Source organism: Clostridium tyrobutyricum (assembly GCF_019144085.1).
GTDB lineage: Bacteria > Bacillota > Clostridia > Clostridiales > Clostridiaceae > Clostridium_B > Clostridium_B tyrobutyricum_A.
In genome coordinates, this window is record NZ_JAHHUY010000008.1 from 21,748 (window position 1) to 43,190 (window position 21,443).

Annotated in this window: 18 protein-coding genes; 2 read left to right on the top strand and 16 right to left on the bottom strand. The window is 29.6% G+C overall.

From position 1 onward, the window contains the following. Window positions 1–8 precede the first annotated feature (8 nt). The 5 genes from KM800_RS05375 to KM800_RS05395 form a co-directional block, all read right to left on the bottom strand. On the bottom strand, window positions 9–626 hold the full coding sequence (locus KM800_RS05375) for a hypothetical protein (RefSeq protein WP_217812152.1): 618 nt from the start codon (window positions 624–626) through the stop codon (window positions 9–11). A 44-nt stretch (window positions 627–670) separates the two neighbouring features. After that, entirely contained in the window at window positions 671–1,741 is a 1,071-nt protein-coding gene (prfA, locus tag KM800_RS05380; RefSeq protein WP_217812153.1) for a peptide chain release factor 1, read from the bottom strand. 90 nt (window positions 1,742–1,831) lie between these two features. Beyond that, on the bottom strand, window positions 1,832–2,689 hold the full coding sequence (gene prmC / locus KM800_RS05385; protein WP_217812154.1) for a peptide chain release factor N(5)-glutamine methyltransferase: 858 nt from the start codon (window positions 2,687–2,689) through the stop codon (window positions 1,832–1,834). A 23-nt stretch (window positions 2,690–2,712) separates the two neighbouring features. After that, window positions 2,713–3,645, bottom strand: coding sequence for a DUF1385 domain-containing protein (locus KM800_RS05390; RefSeq protein ID WP_217812155.1), 933 nt, complete (start codon window positions 3,643–3,645; stop codon window positions 2,713–2,715). After that, complete coding sequence (locus KM800_RS05395; protein WP_217812156.1) at window positions 3,645–4,247, bottom strand: thymidine kinase; 603 nt, start codon at window positions 4,245–4,247, stop codon at window positions 3,645–3,647. Before KM800_RS05395 ends, KM800_RS05390 begins: the two co-directional genes overlap by 1 nt. A gap of 189 nt (window positions 4,248–4,436) precedes the next feature. Here KM800_RS05395 and rpmE point away from each other — a divergent pair, with 189 nt between their 5' ends. Further along, the gene (gene rpmE, locus KM800_RS05400) at window positions 4,437–4,649 is read left to right on the top strand and encodes a 50S ribosomal protein L31 (RefSeq protein ID WP_217812157.1); all 213 of its coding nucleotides are present in this window, start codon (window positions 4,437–4,439) and stop codon (window positions 4,647–4,649) included. Between the two features lie 65 nt (window positions 4,650–4,714). Here the strand turns inward: rpmE and rho are convergent, their stop codons facing one another. The 5 genes from rho to ypeB all read right to left on the bottom strand — a co-directional run bounded on the left by rho (window position 4,715) and on the right by ypeB (window position 10,639). Beyond that, window positions 4,715–6,193, bottom strand: coding sequence for a transcription termination factor Rho (rho, locus tag KM800_RS05405; RefSeq protein WP_217812158.1), 1,479 nt, complete (start codon window positions 6,191–6,193; stop codon window positions 4,715–4,717). A 293-nt stretch (window positions 6,194–6,486) separates the two neighbouring features. Further along, entirely contained in the window at window positions 6,487–8,094 is a 1,608-nt protein-coding gene (locus tag KM800_RS05410; protein ID WP_217812159.1) for a CTP synthase, read from the bottom strand. Window positions 8,095–8,350: 256 nt separating this feature from the next. After that, window positions 8,351–8,656, bottom strand: coding sequence for a ribose-5-phosphate isomerase (locus tag KM800_RS05415; protein ID WP_217812160.1), 306 nt, complete (start codon window positions 8,654–8,656; stop codon window positions 8,351–8,353). A gap of 132 nt (window positions 8,657–8,788) precedes the next feature. Further along, window positions 8,789–9,199, bottom strand: a complete 411-nt coding sequence (locus tag KM800_RS05420; RefSeq protein ID WP_217812161.1) for a DUF1934 domain-containing protein — start codon at window positions 9,197–9,199, stop codon at window positions 8,789–8,791. Between the two features lie 72 nt (window positions 9,200–9,271). After that, the gene (gene ypeB, locus KM800_RS05425) at window positions 9,272–10,639 is read right to left on the bottom strand and encodes a germination protein YpeB (protein WP_217812231.1); all 1,368 of its coding nucleotides are present in this window, start codon (window positions 10,637–10,639) and stop codon (window positions 9,272–9,274) included. 313 nt (window positions 10,640–10,952) lie between these two features. Here ypeB and KM800_RS05430 point away from each other — a divergent pair, with 313 nt between their 5' ends. Then, the gene (locus KM800_RS05430) at window positions 10,953–12,203 is read left to right on the top strand and encodes an MGDG synthase family glycosyltransferase (RefSeq protein ID WP_217812162.1); all 1,251 of its coding nucleotides are present in this window, start codon (window positions 10,953–10,955) and stop codon (window positions 12,201–12,203) included. A gap of 55 nt (window positions 12,204–12,258) precedes the next feature. On the opposite strand, the gene spoIIR is transcribed toward KM800_RS05430, so the two are convergent. The 6 genes from spoIIR to KM800_RS05460 form a co-directional block, all read right to left on the bottom strand. Next, the gene (spoIIR, locus tag KM800_RS05435) at window positions 12,259–12,969 is read right to left on the bottom strand and encodes a stage II sporulation protein R (RefSeq protein ID WP_217812163.1); all 711 of its coding nucleotides are present in this window, start codon (window positions 12,967–12,969) and stop codon (window positions 12,259–12,261) included. Window positions 12,970–13,053: 84 nt separating this feature from the next. Beyond that, a complete protein-coding gene (locus KM800_RS05440; protein WP_217812164.1) occupies window positions 13,054–15,309 on the bottom strand; it encodes a Ger(x)C family spore germination protein in 2,256 nt (751 codons plus the stop codon). Between the two features lie 20 nt (window positions 15,310–15,329). Then, on the bottom strand, window positions 15,330–16,793 hold the full coding sequence (locus tag KM800_RS05445; protein ID WP_217812165.1) for a spore germination protein: 1,464 nt from the start codon (window positions 16,791–16,793) through the stop codon (window positions 15,330–15,332). Between the two features lie 147 nt (window positions 16,794–16,940). Further along, on the bottom strand, window positions 16,941–17,783 hold the full coding sequence (gene ispE / locus KM800_RS05450; RefSeq protein ID WP_217812166.1) for a 4-(cytidine 5'-diphospho)-2-C-methyl-D-erythritol kinase: 843 nt from the start codon (window positions 17,781–17,783) through the stop codon (window positions 16,941–16,943). Between the two features lie 106 nt (window positions 17,784–17,889). Then, a complete protein-coding gene (gene cphA, locus KM800_RS05455) occupies window positions 17,890–20,520 on the bottom strand; it encodes a cyanophycin synthetase (RefSeq protein WP_217812167.1) in 2,631 nt (876 codons plus the stop codon). A 15-nt stretch (window positions 20,521–20,535) separates the two neighbouring features. Continuing rightward, on the bottom strand, window positions 20,536–21,342 hold the full coding sequence (locus KM800_RS05460; protein ID WP_217812168.1) for a cyanophycinase: 807 nt from the start codon (window positions 21,340–21,342) through the stop codon (window positions 20,536–20,538). Window positions 21,343–21,443 lie beyond the last annotated feature (101 nt).

Below are 21,443 nucleotides of genomic sequence, written 5' to 3' on the forward strand. Positions count from 1 at the left end.
TATGTGCATCATTTGTTTTTTATTTTGTCAGAATTATCTCTATAGTATTTTATTTTATCTATAGCTTGTTCTGTAAAGTGTGCATAAACACAACTTTTATATATATAATTTAAAAGAAGATATTTTTTTATACCTCCTCTTTTAATTACAGTATAATAAATATTCCATTCAGGATGTATCATTTTGAATTTATCATATTCATAAGCTATATAAGAATATCTCTTTAAAAATTCCAATCTCATAGGAAGCATTTTGCTGCTTCTGAATCTTGAAGTAGATAAAATTATAATTTTAAAATCTTCCAATTCATTACTTTTGGATATATAGCTTTCTACATCTACAAGTATAATTTTATCACAAATTATATTTATTTTATTTCTTTTTAAACCTAACTTTATTACGAGTTTATATTTATTGTACTCAAAACTCAAAAGTTCATTGCTGGTCCGTATTATAACAGCCAAAAATATAAGTATTTCTATAATCATCAGATATATCATGTAAAATATAGTATACCTTTTAGAAAAATATAAAAACGTTGGGAGAGCAAAAAAGATAAAGCTCATAGACAACATAAATATTCTATAAGATTTTTTTTGTTTTCTTACAGCTTTATCTATATTCATAAATATCCGTTAAAATAGATAACGGTTTTCAACTCCTCCCATATTTAGTTTCCCATAGACTCCATCTTTTTGGCCTGATCTGCTGTTATAAGTGCATCTATTACTTCATCAATATCTCCATCTAAAAATGAGTCTAATTTGTACAGAGTCAAACCTATCCTATGATCCGTAACTCTGCCTTGTGGGAAATTATATGTTCTTATTCTTTCACTTCTATCCCCAGTTCCTACCTGACTTCTCCTGTCCTCTGCGATACTATCATTTCTCTCTTTTTCTGCTACTTCAAAAAGCCTGGATTTTAATACCTTCATAGCTTTTTCTTTATTTTTAAGTTGAGATTTTTCATCTTGACAGGATACCACAAGTCCTGTAGGAAGATGTGTTATTCTTACTGCTGAATCTGTAGTATTTACACACTGTCCTCCATGTCCTGATGCTCTAAATACATCTATTCTCAAATCATTAGGACTTATTTCTATATCTACATCATCAACTTCAGGAAGTACTGCTACTGTTGAAGTAGAGGTGTGAATTCTACCACTGGATTCCGTATCTGGAACCCTCTGAACCCTATGAGTACCGCTTTCATATTTTAATCTACTGTAGGCACCCTTACCTTTTACCATAAATACAATCTCTTTAAATCCTCCAATATCGGTGGCATTTAAACTTATGGTTTCTACACTCCATGATTTTCTTTCTGCATATCTGGTATACATCCTTGTAAGATTGGCTGCAAAAAGGGCTGCTTCCTCTCCTCCTGCTCCACCTCTTATTTCTACAAAAACATTTTTATCGTCATTTGGATCCTTTGGTAAAAGTAATAATCGCAATTCTTCCTGAGTTGCTTCAAGTTTTTCTGTAAGAGACTTTATTTCTTCTTGTTCCATTGCACGCATTTCTTTATCTGTCTCTTCTTTTAACATTGCTTTATTATCTTCTAAATCTTTATTTGCTTTTTTATATTCTTTATATTTTTCAACTACAATTTCTAGATCTGACTGTTCCTTACATAATTTTCGCCATTCCTTCTGATCTTTCATAACCACAGGATCAGCTATTTTAACGGACAATTCTTCAAATTTATTTTCTATAAAATCAAGTCTTTCCAACATTATTTTTATCACTCCGTATAAATATTTTCACAATTTATAATTATAGCATATAATTTTTATATGTATCAATTTTGAATATGTGAATTGCATCTAAAATTTTCCATATACTACTCTATCTCTTCCTGACAAATCTTTATTACTTCCTATATCTGTAAATCCATTTTCCATAAGTATGCTTTCTACTTCTTCCTTCTGATCATATCCTATCTCAAACATTAAAATTCCACCTTTATTTAAAAGCTCTAAGCTCTGAGTAACTATTTTCTTGTAAAATTTAAGACCATCTTTTCCTCCACAAAGTGCTTCATGAGGCTCATAATCTTTTACATCCTTCATCAATGTGTCTATAGTACTTTCTTTTATATAAGGAGGATTTGATACTATAATATCAAATTTTTCATCATCAACTATAAATCCCTGTAAAAGATCACTTCTAAGTACCTGAACTCTATTTTCGAGAGAAAATTTTTTAATATTCTTTCGTGTAATCTCACAGGCCAAAGGAAATTTATCACAACACCTTACATGTACATTATCTACCAATTTAGCTATAGATATTCCTATAATTCCGCTTCCACAACATACATCACATACATGTTCAAAATTATTTTCCTTTATTTTATTTAGTGCTTCTTCAACTAGTGTTTCAGTGTCAGGTCTTGGAATTAGAACTCCTCTTTCTATATTGAAATTCAATCCCATAAACTCGCATTCACCTAATATATATTTTACAGGCATTCTTTTTTCTCGTAAATTTAACAACTTATGGTATTCTTCTATTTTATCCCTATCTACTTCATAGTCCCTATTTATAAGTAAAAATAGTTTATCTTTATTTAAAACTTTTCCAAGTAAAAGTTCAGTATCTAATTTATAGCTATCTATATCTCTTAATTTTTCATAACCATAAGTTAGAAGTTCTCCAACTTTAGTCTTTAACATTTCCATTTTCTTTCTCCATTTCAAGGTAATTATAAATTTTTTTCTTTACTATCTTCCTCTTCTATTCCTTCTGCATATTTTAATGCAGTTATAGCCACTTCAAGTTGTTCACAATCAGGTTCTCGAGTAGTAAGCTTTTGAAGCATTAGTCCTGGATATGCCAACACTTTTGAAACTATATTATTACTCGTTCCCATCCATTTTATCAGTTCATAGGTTATTCCAGAAACTACTGGTAATAATATTATTCTATACAATATTCTTTGCCATATACTGTGCCACCCAGTTAGTGAAAACAATACTATACTCACTATCATAACTAAAAACAAAAAATTAGTTCCACATCTTGGATGAAGTCTGCCAAATTTTTTAGCATTTTCAGGTGTCAGATCACATTTATTTTCATAACAGAATATAGTCTTATGCTCTGCACCATGATATTGAAACAATCTATTTATATCTGACATTTTTCCTATAAGGTATATATAAATTAAGAATATTATAACTCTTATTATTCCCTCCAATATATTTAATGCAATACTATTATTAACACCTATTTTCTTAAATATATTTGCTAAAAAGGTTGGAAATATAAAAAATATTATAACCGAAACCCCCAATGATATACAAAGAGTAATTCCTAAAATTATATCATCACTTTTATCTCTAAAAATCTTTTTAAGCCAATTATCGAATTTACCTGGTTCTTCATCTTCGGCAAAAAATGTTGCTGAATAGTTAAGAGTATTTATACCAACAATAAGGGATTCTATCAGTGCAATAAATCCTCTTATAACAGGTAATGCAAAAAATTTATTTCTTTTATTATATGGTACGCAATCATTTTTATCAACTACGATATCTCCATCTGATTTTCTAACGGCAGTGGCTATTCCCTTTGTTCCACGCATCATAACCCCTTCTATAACCGCCTGTCCACCAACTGATGTTGATTTTGGCATTACATCACCTCATTTTGAATTTTATCTCTATATTTAAAATAACACTTTCCACATAAAGATTCATACTCTACATTATCCTTTTTATCTATGGCCACCTGCTTACCTGCAAATACAAATTTTCCATTTACTTTTCTTCCATTGAATATAGCCTTTTTACCACAATTGCATATAGTCTTCAACTCTTCCAGACTGTGTGCTACAAGCAGCAATCTCTCACTACCTTCAAATCCTTCCATTTGAAAATCCGTTCTAATTCCATAACATATTACAGGTATGTCATCTATTACTGCTATTTTTAATAATTCATCTATATGTGTTCTTTTTAAAAACTGCACTTCATCTACAAGTATGCAATCCATACTGCCATTTTTATATATCCATTCTTTTACCCTATATCTGATGCTCTCATTTTTCCCAATTAATATATCTGCCTTACGTGAAAAACCCAATCTTGATACAATTTTATCTCCACCTTTTGTATCTGTCCTAGGCTTCATTAAAACAACTTTCATTCCTCTTTCTTCATAGTTATATGCAACTTGAAGCAAATTTGTGGATTTCCCACAATTCATAGCACCATATCTAAAATATAATTTACTCATGTATAACTTCCTCTTTTAAGTTTTTATACTGGTTAAATATATTTTAACAAACATAAATACTTTATTAAAGCATTTATTTATAATTTTTATTTATTGTGAATTTTTATTTATTGACTTATATTTATAGACATGATATAATTTTTTAGTTAATATAATAAACGTAGTTAAATTTTGAAAGAGGTGAACAATATGAGAAAAGGCATACATCCAGAATACTATCATGATGCGGTAGTTAAGTGTGCATGTGGAAACACTTTCACAACTGGTTCAACTAAAAAGGAATTGAAAGTGGAAATATGCTCTAAATGCCATCCATTCTACACTGGTAAACAGAAGGCTATCGATGCAGGTGGAAGAGTTGATAAGTTCTTAAAGAAATTCAACTTAAAAAATGAACAGTAGAACATATATAATTTAAACTTAAGCTATTAAAACCTGTCCCAATATTTATTAGGGCAGGTTTTTTATTACTTGCTTTTATCCAATCGGCGTGCATTGGTATCCACTTTACTTACAAATCCCATGAATTCTTTGTTATCTTTAGTTTTTGTAAGTATATTTATAAGTTGCTCTGTAACATTTTGATTACTATTTTCATCATACATGATTCTTCTTATATTAAACGCTGAATCTTTTTCTTGTTGAGTTTCAAATAATAAGTCATCTCTTCTTGTACCTGACTTATAAACATCTATAGCAGGGAATATTCGTCTCTCTTGAAGCTTTCTATCTAAATGGACTTCCATATTTCCAGTTCCCTTGAATTCTTCAAATATCATATCATCCATTCTACTGCCTGTTTCTATCAAAGCTGTTGCCAATATAGTTAGGCTTCCGCCTTCTTCTATATTTCTTGCAGCACCAAAAAATTTTTTAGGCATTATAAGTGCTCCTGGATCCAATCCACCCGAAAGAGTCCTTCCTGTTGGTGTTATTGTCAGATTATAAGCTCTTGAAAGTCTTGTAATACTATCTAAAAGTATTACTACATTTTGTCCCTGTTCCACCATTCTCTTTGCTCTTTCAAGTACCATATAGGCAACTTTCGTATGATGCTCAGGCTCTTCATCAAATGTAGAATATATTACTTCTCCACGAATTGATCTCTGCATGTCTGTAACTTCTTCTGGTCTTTCATCAATAAGTACAACTATTAATTTTATTTCTGAATGATTTATTGATATACTTTGGGCTATTTTCTTTAGAAGTGTAGTTTTTCCCGCCTTAGGAGGTGCTACTATAATTCCCCTCTGACCCTTTCCTATGGGTGATATTATATCCATAAGTCTTGTTGACAAATCTGAACTTCCTGTTTCCAGTCTTATTCTTTGATTGGGATATATTGGGGTGAGAGTTTCAAATGGTTTTCTACCAACTGCTCTTTCTGGATTTTCTCCATTTACTTTTTGAACATATAGAAGTGCCTTGAACTTTTCTCCCTCTTTTGGAGTTCTGACCTTTCCAACTACTTCGTCACCTGTTTTTAAATTAAATCTTCGTATCTGTGATGGAGATACATATATATCATTAGGACCGGTTAGATAATTTTTACCTCTTAAAAATCCATAATTATTATTTTCTATAATTTCAAGTACTCCTCTTGCACTATCCGACTCATTTATCATTTCCTTAAGTTTTTCTTTTTTCTCTTCTCCACTGTCCTTGGAGTCTTCAGCTTTTTCCTCATTTACATGTTTTAATCTACCTGTTGAAGGAGATTGGGTTGATTCCTCTTTTTTCTCTTCATCATTATGTACTATTTCATTTTTAGGACTTATTTTTTCTCTAAGTATGAGTCCGTCTCTTTTTATATAAGCTGGAGACACTTTTTTTATTTGTTCAATTAACTCTGCTTTTTTATATTTATATATATTGCCTATTCCTAAATTCTTTGCAAACTCCTTAAGTTCTGCTAACTTCATATTATCTATATCTTTATTAACCAAAAAGTAACACCTCTCATTATTTAACTTTGTACATAATTCTTTGGGGAAATCAAAAGAGATATAAAAACAAGTAAAGAAAATTTCATATGGGTGGGTAATAATTATATTTTATATTATAACCTTTTAAAATATTTTAATCCACATAGTTATAAATATTAACCTATTTTCATAATATTATTATTAATTGCAATAATCAATACTATTTAAATAAAAGCTATTGGGAATATCCAAAATAGTAGTACATTAACTAGTTAATCTAGCCAAATGTACTACTGAAATAACTGCATTTATGTCTATTTATTAGAATTATTTAAAGCTGCACTAATAAAGTCTTTGAATAATGGATGTGGTCTATTAGGTCTGGACTTCAATTCAGGATGGAACTGTACTGCTACAAACCATGGATGGTTTTTCAACTCTACAATTTCCACTAACCTTTCATCTGGACTTAATCCAGAAAATATAAGGCCTGCATCTGAGCATTGTTTTCTATATTCATTATTGAATTCATATCTATGTCTGTGTCTTTCATTTATAACTTCCTGTCCATATGCTTTATATGCATTACTGTCTTTTGAAAGCTTACATGGATAAGATCCCAATCTCATAGTTCCACCTTTTTCAGCCATATCTTTCTGATCAGGCATTAGATCTATTACAGGATATTTAGTATCAGGATCTATTTCAGAACTGTGAGCTCCTTTATATTCCAATATGTTTCTGGAAAATTCTATTACGGCGCACTGCATGCCAAGACATATTCCAAAGAAAGGGATCTTGTGTTCTCTGGCCCATCTTACAGCTTCTATTTTTCCTTCAATTCCTCTGTCTCCAAATCCGCCTGGTACTAAAATTCCATCTAAATCTTTAAGATACTCAGAAGAATTGTCTTTTGTTACATCTTCAGAATTTATCCATTTAATATCTATGTGTGAATTATTTGCATATCCACCGTGATTCAATGCTTCAACTACAGATATATAAGCATCATGTAATTCTACATATTTGCCTACAAGCCCTATAGTTACTCTATTAGATAAATTTTTTATTCTGTCTACCATATGTATCCATTCATCATTATCTGCATTACCAGACTTTAGTCCTAATTTTTTACATACTAAATCGTCTAATCCCTGGTCATGAAGCATTAATGGAACTTCATATAAATTACCAGCATCTAAATTAGGTATAACTGAATCCTTACCTACATCACAAAATAAAGCTATTTTTTTCTTAAGATCATCAGATACTTCCTTTTCAGATCTACAAACTATTATGTCAGGCTGTATTCCTATACCTCTTAACTCTTTTACTGAATGTTGTGTAGGTTTGGTCTTAAGTTCTCCAGATTTGCGTAGATACGGTATCAGTGTAACATGAATAAAACATACATTTTCTGTACCTATATCATATTTTATTTGTCTTATTGCTTCCAAGAAGGGAAGAGATTCTATATCTCCTATAGTTCCTCCAATTTCTGTTATAACTACATCTTCATTCTTTTCCTTAGCTACTCTATAAACTCTAGACTTTATTTCATTTGTTATATGTGGAATTACCTGCACTGTACTACCTAAGTATTCGCCTTTTCTCTCTTTGGATATTACGGACCAATATATCTTACCTGTAGTGACATTATTATTTTTACTTAAACTCTCATCTACAAATCTTTCATAATGTCCTAAATCCAAATCCGTTTCTGCTCCATCATCTGTAACAAATACTTCTCCATGCTGATAAGGGCTCATAGTTCCAGGGTCCACATTTATATATGGATCAAATTTCTGAATTGAAACTTTAAGTCCTCTATTTTTTAAAAGCCTGCCTAGAGAAGCTGCAGTTATTCCTTTACCAAGTGAAGATACTACTCCTCCAGTTACAAATATATATTTTGTGCTCATAGTTTCCTGCTTTGCAGCAGTACTCACCCCCTGCTTTCCATTTTTATTAAAATTTTGGCAAAATAATTATTGACAGAATATTTTTTTAGTATTATAATAAAAATTACTCAAATAATATAATGTTAATTAACTACTTTTTTAACATACCTAATATAATAGCATATTAATCTAATATATGCTAGAGTTTTTTGTTTTTTTAATTTGTATTTATACCTCAGTGAATTTAAAATTCACTGAGGTTATATTTTATAATAAATTATTTTGCTCTGTCTAGTAAGTCTTCAGCTTCAAAATACATATTTCTTATTTTTCTATTAAGTAATAACTTTTTTTGTGCCTGATTTATATTATTCTCTAATTTAATTTTGTTTATAGAAGGAATATCTTTTTTCAACATATCCAAATCAAAACATTCATATTTTTTTATTAGTAGAAAAAATAAATGTTTGCAATCCTTATCTTTTAAAACATTAAACAACTGTTCTTTGCTTAAGCCTTTATACTCACATAATATATCAATTATAGCTGAATATGTCTGGGTTTTATCATTAAAATACTTCATAATAATTTTCCTCACTAAACTTAACTATTTCAACTTTCTTGTTTATTATCACAAGATTAGTTGATTTATCTTTATATTGTCCAGCTAAGATAATTTTAAACATAAATAGTTATAAAAGACACTTTAATTGTCCTAAGCCTTTATATTAATTTTTAATTTTGTATTTTGATAACTCTGACCAGATATACTTAAATTATAGTCTATAAGTATGTTTCCTCCACTTTCATTTACATCAATTTCAAGTTTATTAGTTTGTATTCTCAATTCCATAGCACCATAAGGTGTATCATATACAGTTAAATTATCCTTATTTTTGCCAAAATCCATATTAGCATTCGTAGTTCCTATTCTCATAAGCGAAAAACTATCATTGTTCATTTTAAAAGTAGTCTCAGTACCTTCCATGCCAGATATTTCCGTTTCCTTATACTTGGCATAATAAAAATCATCTTCCTTATAAAAATCTCCTGGTGTTACAACTTCTATAAGATCTTCATCATCTTCCCTAGTACTTGACACTGATATAACTGCCTTTTTCTTCATGCATATTCCTCCTATGAATCACATTGTCATAAATATAGATTCATTATATCAAAACAATCAAGTTATGGAAAGTTACATCGTCAATTCTCCATTAGGGGTATTTATTATTTGAAGAATTCTTTCTTCATATCCTGTATCCGCATTTATATATACTTTAAAACTGTCTCCATTACATACTCCAGAAAATTCATAACATAAAACCTCTTTATTCTCTTCTGTGGGAATAATAGTCAATCTCTCGCCTGTTATATTTAGTCTTTTTCCAACTCTTTGTTTGGCTCTGCTTAAACTTACTTTAGGAGAACTTATTTTTCTTTTTTCATCATGAGACACTAAATATTTTACAGATTCAACTCCAACTACTTCTCCATTGTCCAATGCTACTTTTAATTTTATTTGATCAGGATATATTATTACATTACCACGTTTATATACATAACTTATAACTGCTTCATTTCCATATCTCAATGTATATATAGGCAGCATGTTTTTATATCCTAAACCATTCAAATATTTTGTTCCCATGTCAATAGCCTTTTTCATACTTATTGAAGAATTATTTATAACCCTGTCATTTATAAGATATACTACTTTTCCACCATTTTTGCTTATCTCACATGATATGTTTTGATTTCTATTATTATTTTTTACAGTTGATGTAAACCTATATATTTTTATATTTGAATTTTCTGTCAGGCTTTCAGTTTTTAAATTTTTAAACTTCTTATCATCTATAACTTTTCTTGCAATCTTTTCAGCTTGATTTTTGGAAACCTCTTTTTGTGAAGTTACTCTAGGTTTTATAGAAAGAGTATTATCTGAAAAAGGACCATCATATATCAAAGCAGGATACTGAGTTATCTGCTTTTGTATGTTTTGAAATTGAGATACCGCAGAGTTTCCATCATTTTTAGCCAATACCCCTGTAACTTTCTTTCTTATTTCTCCCCATCTTACTTGACCCTGATTTATATTATTTGAAATATTGCTTAACTGCATTTCTAAATCACTTGATTGTTTCTTCAGCCTATCTATATCGGCATAATCCTTATTGCCAAGGCTTCCTCCTTTGCTGGATATATCCCCTAATGTATAGCAGAAATCGCCTACCTGATTTAGAAATTTACTTGTATTTGATATGGCTGGCTGAGAAACAGGGAGGGAATGGAGTTTATCACTAGCTATAGCTGAATGTCGGAATATTTCTTCAAATACAACTATTCCTTGTTCTCTAGAACCTATAACCTCTGCCTTCGCCAGGTTAACCCTTATATTTCTAACTGAGTCTATAAGTTCATACATGTTTTTCCCATACTCACCTTGAAGATAATTTCTGTAATCATTTCTTTCCAAAGTCATAAGAATTGCAAAAGTGCTTGAAAAAACTACAATCAATGTGACTATGGCAGTATATATTATTCTTTTTTTAGATGTCTTCATTAAACTTATGTCACGCAATTTGTGAGTGCTATGACTGCGCAACTCTTCCCTCCTTATTTTCAATTTTAATTTTATAGATATTATCTGTATTATTTTAAATAATATACATGAACTGCCATATATAAATCACATATATAAATTACTTTTCTGCTATAATATAATATAGTACTATATATTAATTTTTTCTTAATTGTTTATAAAATCGGTTTATTATTATTCTTATATTTTATATAATATTAGTAATATTAGGAAATGAATGAATTTAGAGTTTTATCGATAACAGCCATATATCCTTAATCAGAAGGTGATTGAAATGAAAGTCCTAATTTTCTCGGTATCAGCTGGAGGTGGTCATGTCCACGCAGCAGATGCCCTAAAAGATTATATTAAACTAAAGGATCCAGATTCAGAAATAAAAATAATAGACACGCTAAAATATATAAATCCATTAATAGATAAAGTAGTTATTGGAAGCTATTTAAGTACATTAAAAGTTACTCCCTTTTTATATGGGAAATTATATTCTTATTCAGAAAAAAATGATCCCATTGCCATAACTTTGGCTTCAAAGATAATGGAAGTTTTAACTTCCAAACTAATTCCATTAATAGACGATTTTAAAGCTGATATACTTGTATCTACGCATTCTTTTACTACAGAAATGCTATCCATATTAAAATTCAAATACAACCTTAATATACCCTGTATGTCTATAATAACGGATTTCTATCCTCACAGTACATGGCTTCATCCTTATATAGACGCATATGTAGTATCAAATGATGATATGATTGAAAAAATGGTATCCGAAGGAATTAAAAAGGACTCCATATATAATCTTGGTATACCAGTTAATCCAAATTTTAGGAATGAGTACTCCAGGGAAGTAACATTAAATGAACTGAATTTCTCCAGTTCCAAATTTACAATACTTATTATGGGTGGAAGTCTTGGGATGGGTAAAATAACTAATATATACGAACAATTGAGTAAAATACCCGAGAATATTCAAATAATTATAATAACAGGCAAAAACAAAAAACTTTATACAGACCTCTCAAAATTAAAAAAATCTTCTTTAAAAGACACCTGTATAATAGGTTTTACTAATTGTGTAAACAAGTATATGCAGTGCAGTGACCTTCTACTAACCAAACCAGGTGGACTCACAATTACAGAAGCCTTGATATCTCATGTTCCCCTAGGTATATTTTCACCAATACCTGGACAAGAAGAAAAAAATGCACAGTTTCTTTTTAAACACGAACTTGCTGTTAATTTAACCAATATATCAAAATGTGGAGAAAACATAGTAAAACTTTTAGAATGTAAAAGCAGACTTAAGAAAATACAACAAAACTGTATTAATTTTTCAAAATCATATTCAGGCAATCACATAGCAGATTTAATCGATTCACTTGTAAATAGCAGCAAACTTAAACTTGAGCCAGTTCCTAACATGATAAAAAACAAACCTTATGAAAAGGACGATATAAAAACTATACTAAAATCAGCTGGTGAACATCTGTTAAAAACAGCTAATAAATTATTTGAAGACAATTAGCTTTTTAGAAACTTGGGGCCATTAACCCTAAGTTATTAAAAAGTTATCAAAACATCTAAAATCCTAATCCTTTTGCAATGTCTAATATTTTAAATCTAACCTCTATGTTATCATCTTTAACATTATTATCATTATTTTTTTTATTATTTAAATTTTCAATACCATTATCAACTGAATTATATTCTTTTTGATTCAATACAGTTTTCATCTCCTTTTCTGTCTTTTTATACGATGCCTGACCTCTGGATATATCTACAAAACATAGAGGAGGGAACATTACACACCACCAATTTCTGCCTTTACCTTGTCCAATTATTATCCTATAAGCTTCATACCTTCCCTGAGGCAAGGTTATGTTTCCATATGTTTTTATAGGAAAATTAAACTGTGAAAGTGTACTCGTAACTCCATAGCTATATCCATGTTCTCTTATAACTTTTCTAGCTACGCTCAAAATATTATTATTATTTTCTTTTAAAATTTGTCTCGATTCAACTATACTTTTAGAATTTGATAATTTAGGTGAAATATATTTTAATACTTCATCTCTTACTTTTAGTTTTAGAGCTTGATCACTTTGTGTATCACTATTAGCTATAACATGAAATCTTATAATTTTTGATGCTATACTCTGCTGAACATTATTTGATTGACTATTTGAACTATATTTGAATAAATTGTCGTTAAAATCACTAGATTGAACAGTAAAATTTAAAGTAAATATAACTAAAATACATAATATTATTAATCCAAAAAATTTTTTCATAACTTTCTACTTCCCTTCAGACTTAATTTTCATTTATACTAGAAAGTATTGACAGATATTTTGGTTATATTCACTTAATTTAAATTATTTTACTACTCCAATTCTTCTTATTTGAGTGTCTATATTAACATTTATAGTTGAATTTTTATACTCATTATCCCAATTATCCTTAACTCTATTCCATATACCCGGGTGATATTCTTCTAAATATTTTCCAAATCCTATTGGATCTATTATTAACTCTTGTTGTATCTTTTTTAATGCTTCTTCACATTCTATCTTTATAGACTTATTAAAATTGTCTTGAATGTACTTTAGTGTATTTACTGAAAACAGATCCTTATCCAAATAATAATTTTTTATTTGAGCTTCAATCCTTACGTGTATATTAAATTGCAATTTTCCTTTAACTTCACTTACGCTTATCTTTCTATTGGTATTATTAATATCTATATCAACAGGATGATTATCTAAATATATCATCCTCTTACTTCCCTTTAATTTACCTTTTAAAAATTCTATATTTGCAGTTTCTGTAGGATTCAGAATTCCCTTAGCTTTAAAATTTTTAACAGCTAAAGATCCCAATATTTTTACATCCTTATTATTTTCATCCATTCCTATTTTAGGTAGAAGACTATTACCATTTTCATTCATTTGAACTAAAAAGTCATTTAAACTAACAGGAATTATTTCTGTATTGCTAGAATCATTGTTTATTAATCCTATAATATAACTTTCCATATTTTTTTCCATATTAGTTTTTAATTTTATATACCTCTCTGCTTTACCTTGAACTACAACTATATACATATTTCGGTTTAATGAGGGCTCTCTTTGTAGATAATCCAAAATCTCTTTTAATACATATGGATGTTCCATAATCCCATCACTAAACACTAATAAACTCGTATGACTGAATCTTATAGATCTGCTGCTTTTAAGTCTTGCCTTGCTAACTGCATCTTGAAAAGAATATCCATCTGCATCTATATATTTATCCTCTGCCTGTGCACCTTTATCTGGGCCTAGTTGAGATAAATCTGGCGAACCAAATGTAAGATGAATTTTTTTTAAGTCAATGGAAGTTAGTGGATCTTCAGGTTTTACATTCTTTAAATACTTCTGTTTATCTATATCCTCTCCTGTATCTACTCCGATTATTGAAATCAACTGCTTGTTTTCAATTTCTACCTTATCCCAGCATCCCGTAAGAAGAACACATATAAGAATTAAGGGCATAACCTTTTTTATAATTGATTTTTTTTTAAACTTTCTAAAAAGAAGTATAATCAACGGAAGTATAACAACATTAAATACAAATAATGGAGGTATGAATTTATTGCCCATATCATACAAAGTAGCTATATTCTTTGGATAAAGAGCTATAATATAGACTATGACTCCTAAAAATATAGATGGAATAGTAATGCTTTTTAATTTAAACATATCCTTTACTATATCCGAAGATAGATAATATAGGTTAGAAAAGGTGGTAAAATAAAACATAACCCACATTGCCATAGCTACACCTTCCCACCTTTCTATAAATGCTCCCTGGATATTTATAGATTTCATCATAGTCATAGTTGGCCAAAGTAATATGTTGGTCTGATGTTTTGAAAATACAGCCAAAGATAATATAACAATAACAGTATAAAATACTGTTATAAATAGTATACTTTTACTAGTTGTCTTGATTAAAGAAAGTTTAGATTTTATATAAGGAATCATTAAATATATTATTTCTATTCCTGAAAAACTATATATACAAGTTTTAAACGCTTCTCCATACTTAATGGGGCTATTGTTGAATACCGGTAATATATTACTGAAATTAACATTATTCAATGTAAAAATCATCATAATTATAACTGGTACAAACATTATCCAAAATGATATCTCATTAAATTTTATTAAACTCCCCAAACCTCCAGTTATTAAATACATTCCTGTAAGTATAGTTACAATAAATATGAATTCAGTGGGAGTCTTTTCTAAAAGATACATTTTTACTACTTCCGTAAATATTCTCATTCCAAAAGATATTGAGATTATATTGTATGCTATAAAAATTAAAGCTAAAATTCCTCCAAATATTTTTCCGAAATTATTATTTAATATAATGTATAATTTATTATACCCATTTCTCTTTACTGCCAAATATGCTATATACAATAAAAGGTACGCTATAAATCCTGCAAAAATAGTTACAATCCATCCGTCTGTACCTACAATAGAGGATATTTCTTGTGGATATGAAAATATTCCTACTCCTATGACAGTTACAATGATAGTACTAAATAATCCAAAACTAGTAATAAACTTTTTATATTTCATATTCAATATCACCTCTATTCTTATTTCTGCCTTACTTTATCCTGAGTTTTCATATATTTAGGTCTTTTTTTAAACAAATTAATTGGAAATCTCAAATACATATCTTTAAAATCTGACATATTCTCATTTACCATAGGTGAAAGATAAGGAATACCAAAACTTTTCAGTCTAACAAGATGTATTAACGTTAGTATAAGACCTATCATCATTCCATAAAGTCCAGCTATAGCCGATAAAATTATAAGGATAAATCTTATTATTCTAAATGCAGTAGTCATTTCATAATTTGGAGTAGTAAAACTCGTTATTGCAGTAACTGAAACTATAATAATCATAATAGGACTTACAATTCCTGCTTGAACTGCTGATTGCCCTATAATAAGTCCACCTACTATTCCAGTAGTAGCTCCTATAGCTTTTGGTAACCTGGCTATGGCTTCCAATAGCAGTGCAAAACTAATTTCCATTATTACAGCTTCCATAAAAGCTGGAAATGGCACCCCTTCCCTTGATGCTGCAATAAAATAAGCAAGCTTAGTAGGTATTATTCCAGTATGAAAGGATGTCACTGATACATAAAGTCCTGGCATTACAAGTGCTAAAATTATGGATAAAAATCTTATTATTCTTATACTTGAACTATATATCCATCTTTGATAATAATCATCTGGTGATTGAAATAAGTTAGCCATTACCGTTGGTATTATAAGAGCAGAAGGTGAATTGTCTACAAGTATTGCAATTCTTCCTTCATAAACTGCAGAAGCTACTACATCCGGTCTTTCTGTGCTTTGAATTTGTGGAAAAACAGACCACTTATTATCTTCTATAAGCTGCTCTATGTATCCACTATCCAATACTGCATCTATCTTGATTTTATCTAATCTCTCATTCAGATCTTTTAGTGCATCTCTATTTACTATATCGTCTATATATATAATGGCCATATCAGTTTTTGATCTTACTCCTATTGGATTTGAAACTATTTTTAGTCTAGTATCTCTAATTCTTCTTCTTATAAGAGCAGTATTAAATCTAATTGTCTCTGTAAAACCATCCCTTGATCCTCTTATTACAGTTTCAGAAGATGGTTCAGATACTCCCCTTGCAGGCCAATATCTAGTAGCTATTACATAAAATTTATTCAATTCATTTACAAACATCAATGTATCTCCAGACATAAGCAAATTTACGCCTTTTTCCATATCATCTAATGTGCTAACATCTGATACTGTAATTAATCTATCTTTTATTTCGCTTCTATCTTCTATGTAATTGGAAGCTGCCATAGTCATAATTCCTCTCATGAGATCATTAAGAAGGTCTTTGTTAACCATTCCATCTATATGAACCAATGCAGTCTTTATATCACCTATATAGAACTCTCTAAATATAACATCTGAGTTATTGTTAAATAATTTTTTTAAATAAGCCACATTTTCATCTATTTCAGGAGATACATAATTCTCTATTATTTCTTGCAAATCCATCACTTCCTATAAAATAAGATTATCCTTGTAAAATAGGATTTGCTTTTTTAAACCTGTTTATTCATTTTATTACAATATAATTGCATAAAAAAAGGACTATAAAAATATGATTTGAATATTTTTATAGTCCTTTTTTAAAAATTAAATAGTTCTCGTTATAAATACTTCATTATATTTGGATTTCATCTTGTCATAACAAAATTGGGCTTTTAACATATCATCGAAAAAAGCAAATATAGCAGATCCGCTACCACTCATAAGTGAACCTATAGCTCCAAGGTTATAAGCTTCTTTTTTTATCTGTCTCAATATATAATGCTTCTTTAAAGTTACATTTTCCAAAACATTTTTCATGTTTTCACATAATTTAATAATATCATTTTCCTGTATAGCATTTAATAAAACCCTAATATCAGGATGTTTATTTATTTTATTTATATCTAAATTACTGTATGTATCCTTTGAAGACACTCCAAATGGTGGTTTAATAATTAATAATATGTGATCCTTAAATGACTTAATAGGAGTAACCTTTTCTCCTATTCCCTCACAAAGTGCAGTTCCACCTTCAACGCAATAAACTACATCTGTGCCTATCTTTAAAGCTATCTCTTTTAATTCTTCATTACTGATCTTTGGTCTGTAATTATCTCTCATTACTCTAAGTACTGCAGCAGCATCTGAACTTCCTCCGGCAAGGCCTGCTGAAACTGGTATGTACTTCCTCACATCTATCTGGACTCCACTTTTTATCCCATATTTGTCTATAAATAATTGTGCAGCCTTATAGGCTAAATTTCTATTATCAGATGGTATATATGGTTTATTGCAATATAACTTTATTCCCTTTTCTATCTCATTTATTGTTATAATATCATATAAGTCTATGGTCTGCATTATTGTTTTCAAGAGATGGTATCCATCTTTTCTTTTACCTATTACATCCAAAGACAGATTTATTTTAGCATGAGCTTTAACTAACATATTCTCCTCCAAGTTTTAGCTTTATTCGAGTAAAACTAATTTTATTCTTATATTTTACTACAAATAAAACTAAAACTCTAGATTTAACTTCCATTGGCTTTTATTATCAAACTGTTATCTGTGAATTTTGTGTTTTTTTTGAACTTTCTTCTTTGATCTTTTTATTTACCAAATCTTGAAGTGGTTTTAATTTCTCAAAGAATATTACTATTATATCTCCATTTTTTTGATTGTCTATAGCATCTTCAAGTGCTGATTTTTCATCTAATATAGTTCTTAATTCCTTTACATCAAAACCAGTTTGCAATATTCCTCGCTTCAAAATAGAAGCTATATCTCCTAAACTTCTACCTCTTCTATCTTTATCTTCCTTGATATATATACAGTCAAAACTTTTACCTGAAATCCTACCTATTTCTTCTACGCTGCTATCAGATCTATCCCCAGGTAATCCTATTATTCCAACCAATCTTTTATGGTCCATTTTTTTTATTCCATTTATTACAGCTTTGTATCCTTCTATATTATGGCCATAATCCAAAATGATTTTTGATCCATTTAGTTCATATATATTAAATCTGCCTGGATTAAGAAGTGAATTTCCATAAAAATTTTTCAATGCATCTCTTATATACATATAATTAATATTCAGTGCTACTGCTGCTGCACAAGCTGCCATTGCATTTTCAACATTATACATTAATTTTCCATCAAGAGATATTTTTATATCTGAAACTTTGATTATAGGTATAACATTATTGTCTTCTTCAAGATATATGATTTTATTATCTACATAAATACCATATCCATCTTTTTTTATATTGTTTCTCAGTATTACATTATACTTATCTTTAGAAAACATTATCATCTTACTTTTAATTCTGTTTATTATACTTATACTTACCAAATCATCTGCATTCAACACCACATATCCATTATCCTTTATAGCTTCTCCTACAAGTGACTTGACATGTGCAAGATCATCCATTGTCTCTATTCCGTCTATTCCCAGATGATCTTCTGTTATATTTGTTATTATTCCCACATCAGCTTTGTCATAGGCAAGGCCCTTCTTTATTATGCCTCCCCTGGCAGTTTCAAGAACTGCTGCTTCCACTTCATGATTGTTTAATATAGCCTTAGCACTATAATATCCTGTAGTATCTCCTGTATATATACATTTATTGTTTATATAAATGCCTCCTGTTGTTGTCATGCCTACACTATATCCTGCAGTATGCAGGATATGGGCTATAAGTCTGGTAGTCGTTGTCTTTCCATTAGTTCCCGTAACAGATATAATTGGTATACTACTACATGAGTCTTTAAATAATTCATCTAATATTGCCTTGGATACACTTCTAGCCTTTCCCTTGCTTGGATATTGATGCATTCTTATACCTGGTGCAGCATTAATTTCAAGTATAGCCCCATTTTTAAATGCAGATTTACTTATATCACTACAGCATAGATCTATTCCACAAATATCCAGACCTATCGCCTTGGCAGCTCTTTCACAAATATCTACATTTTCACAGCATATCATATCAGTGCAATCTTCAGCTTTCCCTCCTGTAGATAAATTTGCATTTTCTCTTAATACTAATTTTTTACTTTTTTCAAGTATGCTATCTAGAGTATAATTTTCTTTATTTATATGTGTTTTAAGTTTTTCATCAATTTTTATTTTAGTAAGTGGTTTTTCATGTCCATATCCTCTCATATTATCACTGTTAATTTCATCTATAAGTTGTTTTACCGTACTTACTCCATTTCCAATAACATAAGGTGATATTCTATGAGATACCGCTTCAACTTTTCCATCTACCACACATACTCTATAATCTTTGCCTGATATATTTTTTTCTACGATTATGTCGTTAAAATCCTCAGACAATAGTTTATAGGCTCTTATAAGCTGCTCTTGATTTTTCAAATTTGGGAAAACTCCTCTTCCCTGATTGCCTCTTCTTGGTTTTAAGACTACAGGATAGCCAATCTCCTCTGCTTTCTCCTTTAGATCATCTATATCTTTTACCATTTCTCCTTCTGGAACTGGAATACATTGATTTCTCAATATTTCCTTTGTGAGAAGCTTATCACATGCCAGATCCACAGCTATGGCTTTCGTATTTGAAGATATAGTCGCTTCTATAGTTTTGCTGTATTTTCCATAACCAAGTTGAAATACACTTGTATCTCCTATTCTAGTTACAGGTATTCCCCTGTTTTTAGCTTCATCGATTATTGATGCGGTGCTAGGACCTATTTTTTCATTTCTTAAAGTATCTCTCAGCAGATTAAAAGCCCTGTTAAAGTCATATTTTTCATTATTTATTAAAGCGTTCACAAAATCTACAGCTGTCTTCCCCACCTGAACTGCCATATTTTTAAGAACATATTGATATATTATATAATATTTATCTCCGCTTATTTCTCGTGACTTTCCATAAGCTACGTCAATACCCAGCATATTTTGAATTGCAATTATCATATGTTCACATACATGTGCAAGATAAGTCCCTTCATAAAGTCTTTTTCTAAATCCGTTATCTTCATCTATCCCACATCTGTGTTCATTTAATTCCGGTATAGTTTTTAGTAAAGTTTCATTAAAGTTTTTTATATCTTTAGTTGGGATTTCACTATATCCTTCTAAGTCCACATACATTTTAATGCATGTTTTATGAGAATATATATTTCTTCCCTCAAAAACTCTAATCTTATCTATTTTCATCTTAATTAAATCCTCCTAATCGCTGTACGGTAGTTTATTTAATATATTGAATTTATTTCCATTTTTAAGTACATGTAATTTCACATCAAATATTGACAATATTTCTTCTGGATGCTGCTCCGAAACATTACTACTGCTTATATGAGAACCATCTATTATATATACAGCTCCAGATCCTATAACATTAACTTCACCATCATTTTTAACTACAATGGCAGTGTCCTCATCTATTCCTATGCCTAAGCTCTCTGGATTTTCTGCAATTCCCACAAGAAGTCTTCCTATTCTTCCTCTTTGAGCAAAATGTTGATCTATTATAACCCCTTTTATAAGTCCAAGTCCCGGTGCCATCTTCAAGGTACACTTTTTAGGTGATTCATCATCCGGACCTGTAACTATCATAGTTTCACTCATAACAGATGCTCCTGCCGAAGTTCCAACAAATATGCATCCGCCTTTATACAACTCATGAATTTTCAAATAAAGTGGTGTTCCTCCGATAAGACTTGTTATTCTAAGTTGATCTCCTCCTGTAAAAAAAACTAAAGATGCATCTTTAATTTTTTCAATATTATTATTGTCATAAGCATTTTTTCTATTTTCTATGTTCAATATTCTTATATTTTTTATTCCTAATTTTTTAAATATATTATTGTATTCATTTCCAAGTTCTTCGGGAATTTCAGACGCTATCGTTGCTATAACCAATATGTCTTTTTCATTATTTAATTTACTGCATATTTCTTTTAATATGCTTTTATCACCTTTCTTATCCTCTGCTCCCCCTATTATTATCAAGTTTCCCTCTAATTTTTCTTCCAAAATGACGCACCCTTTCCTATAGATATGTTATATTTTAACCATATTTAAAATAATTATACCCATAAGAAAAAACTCCAGTTTTAAATTAAAATACTGAAGTT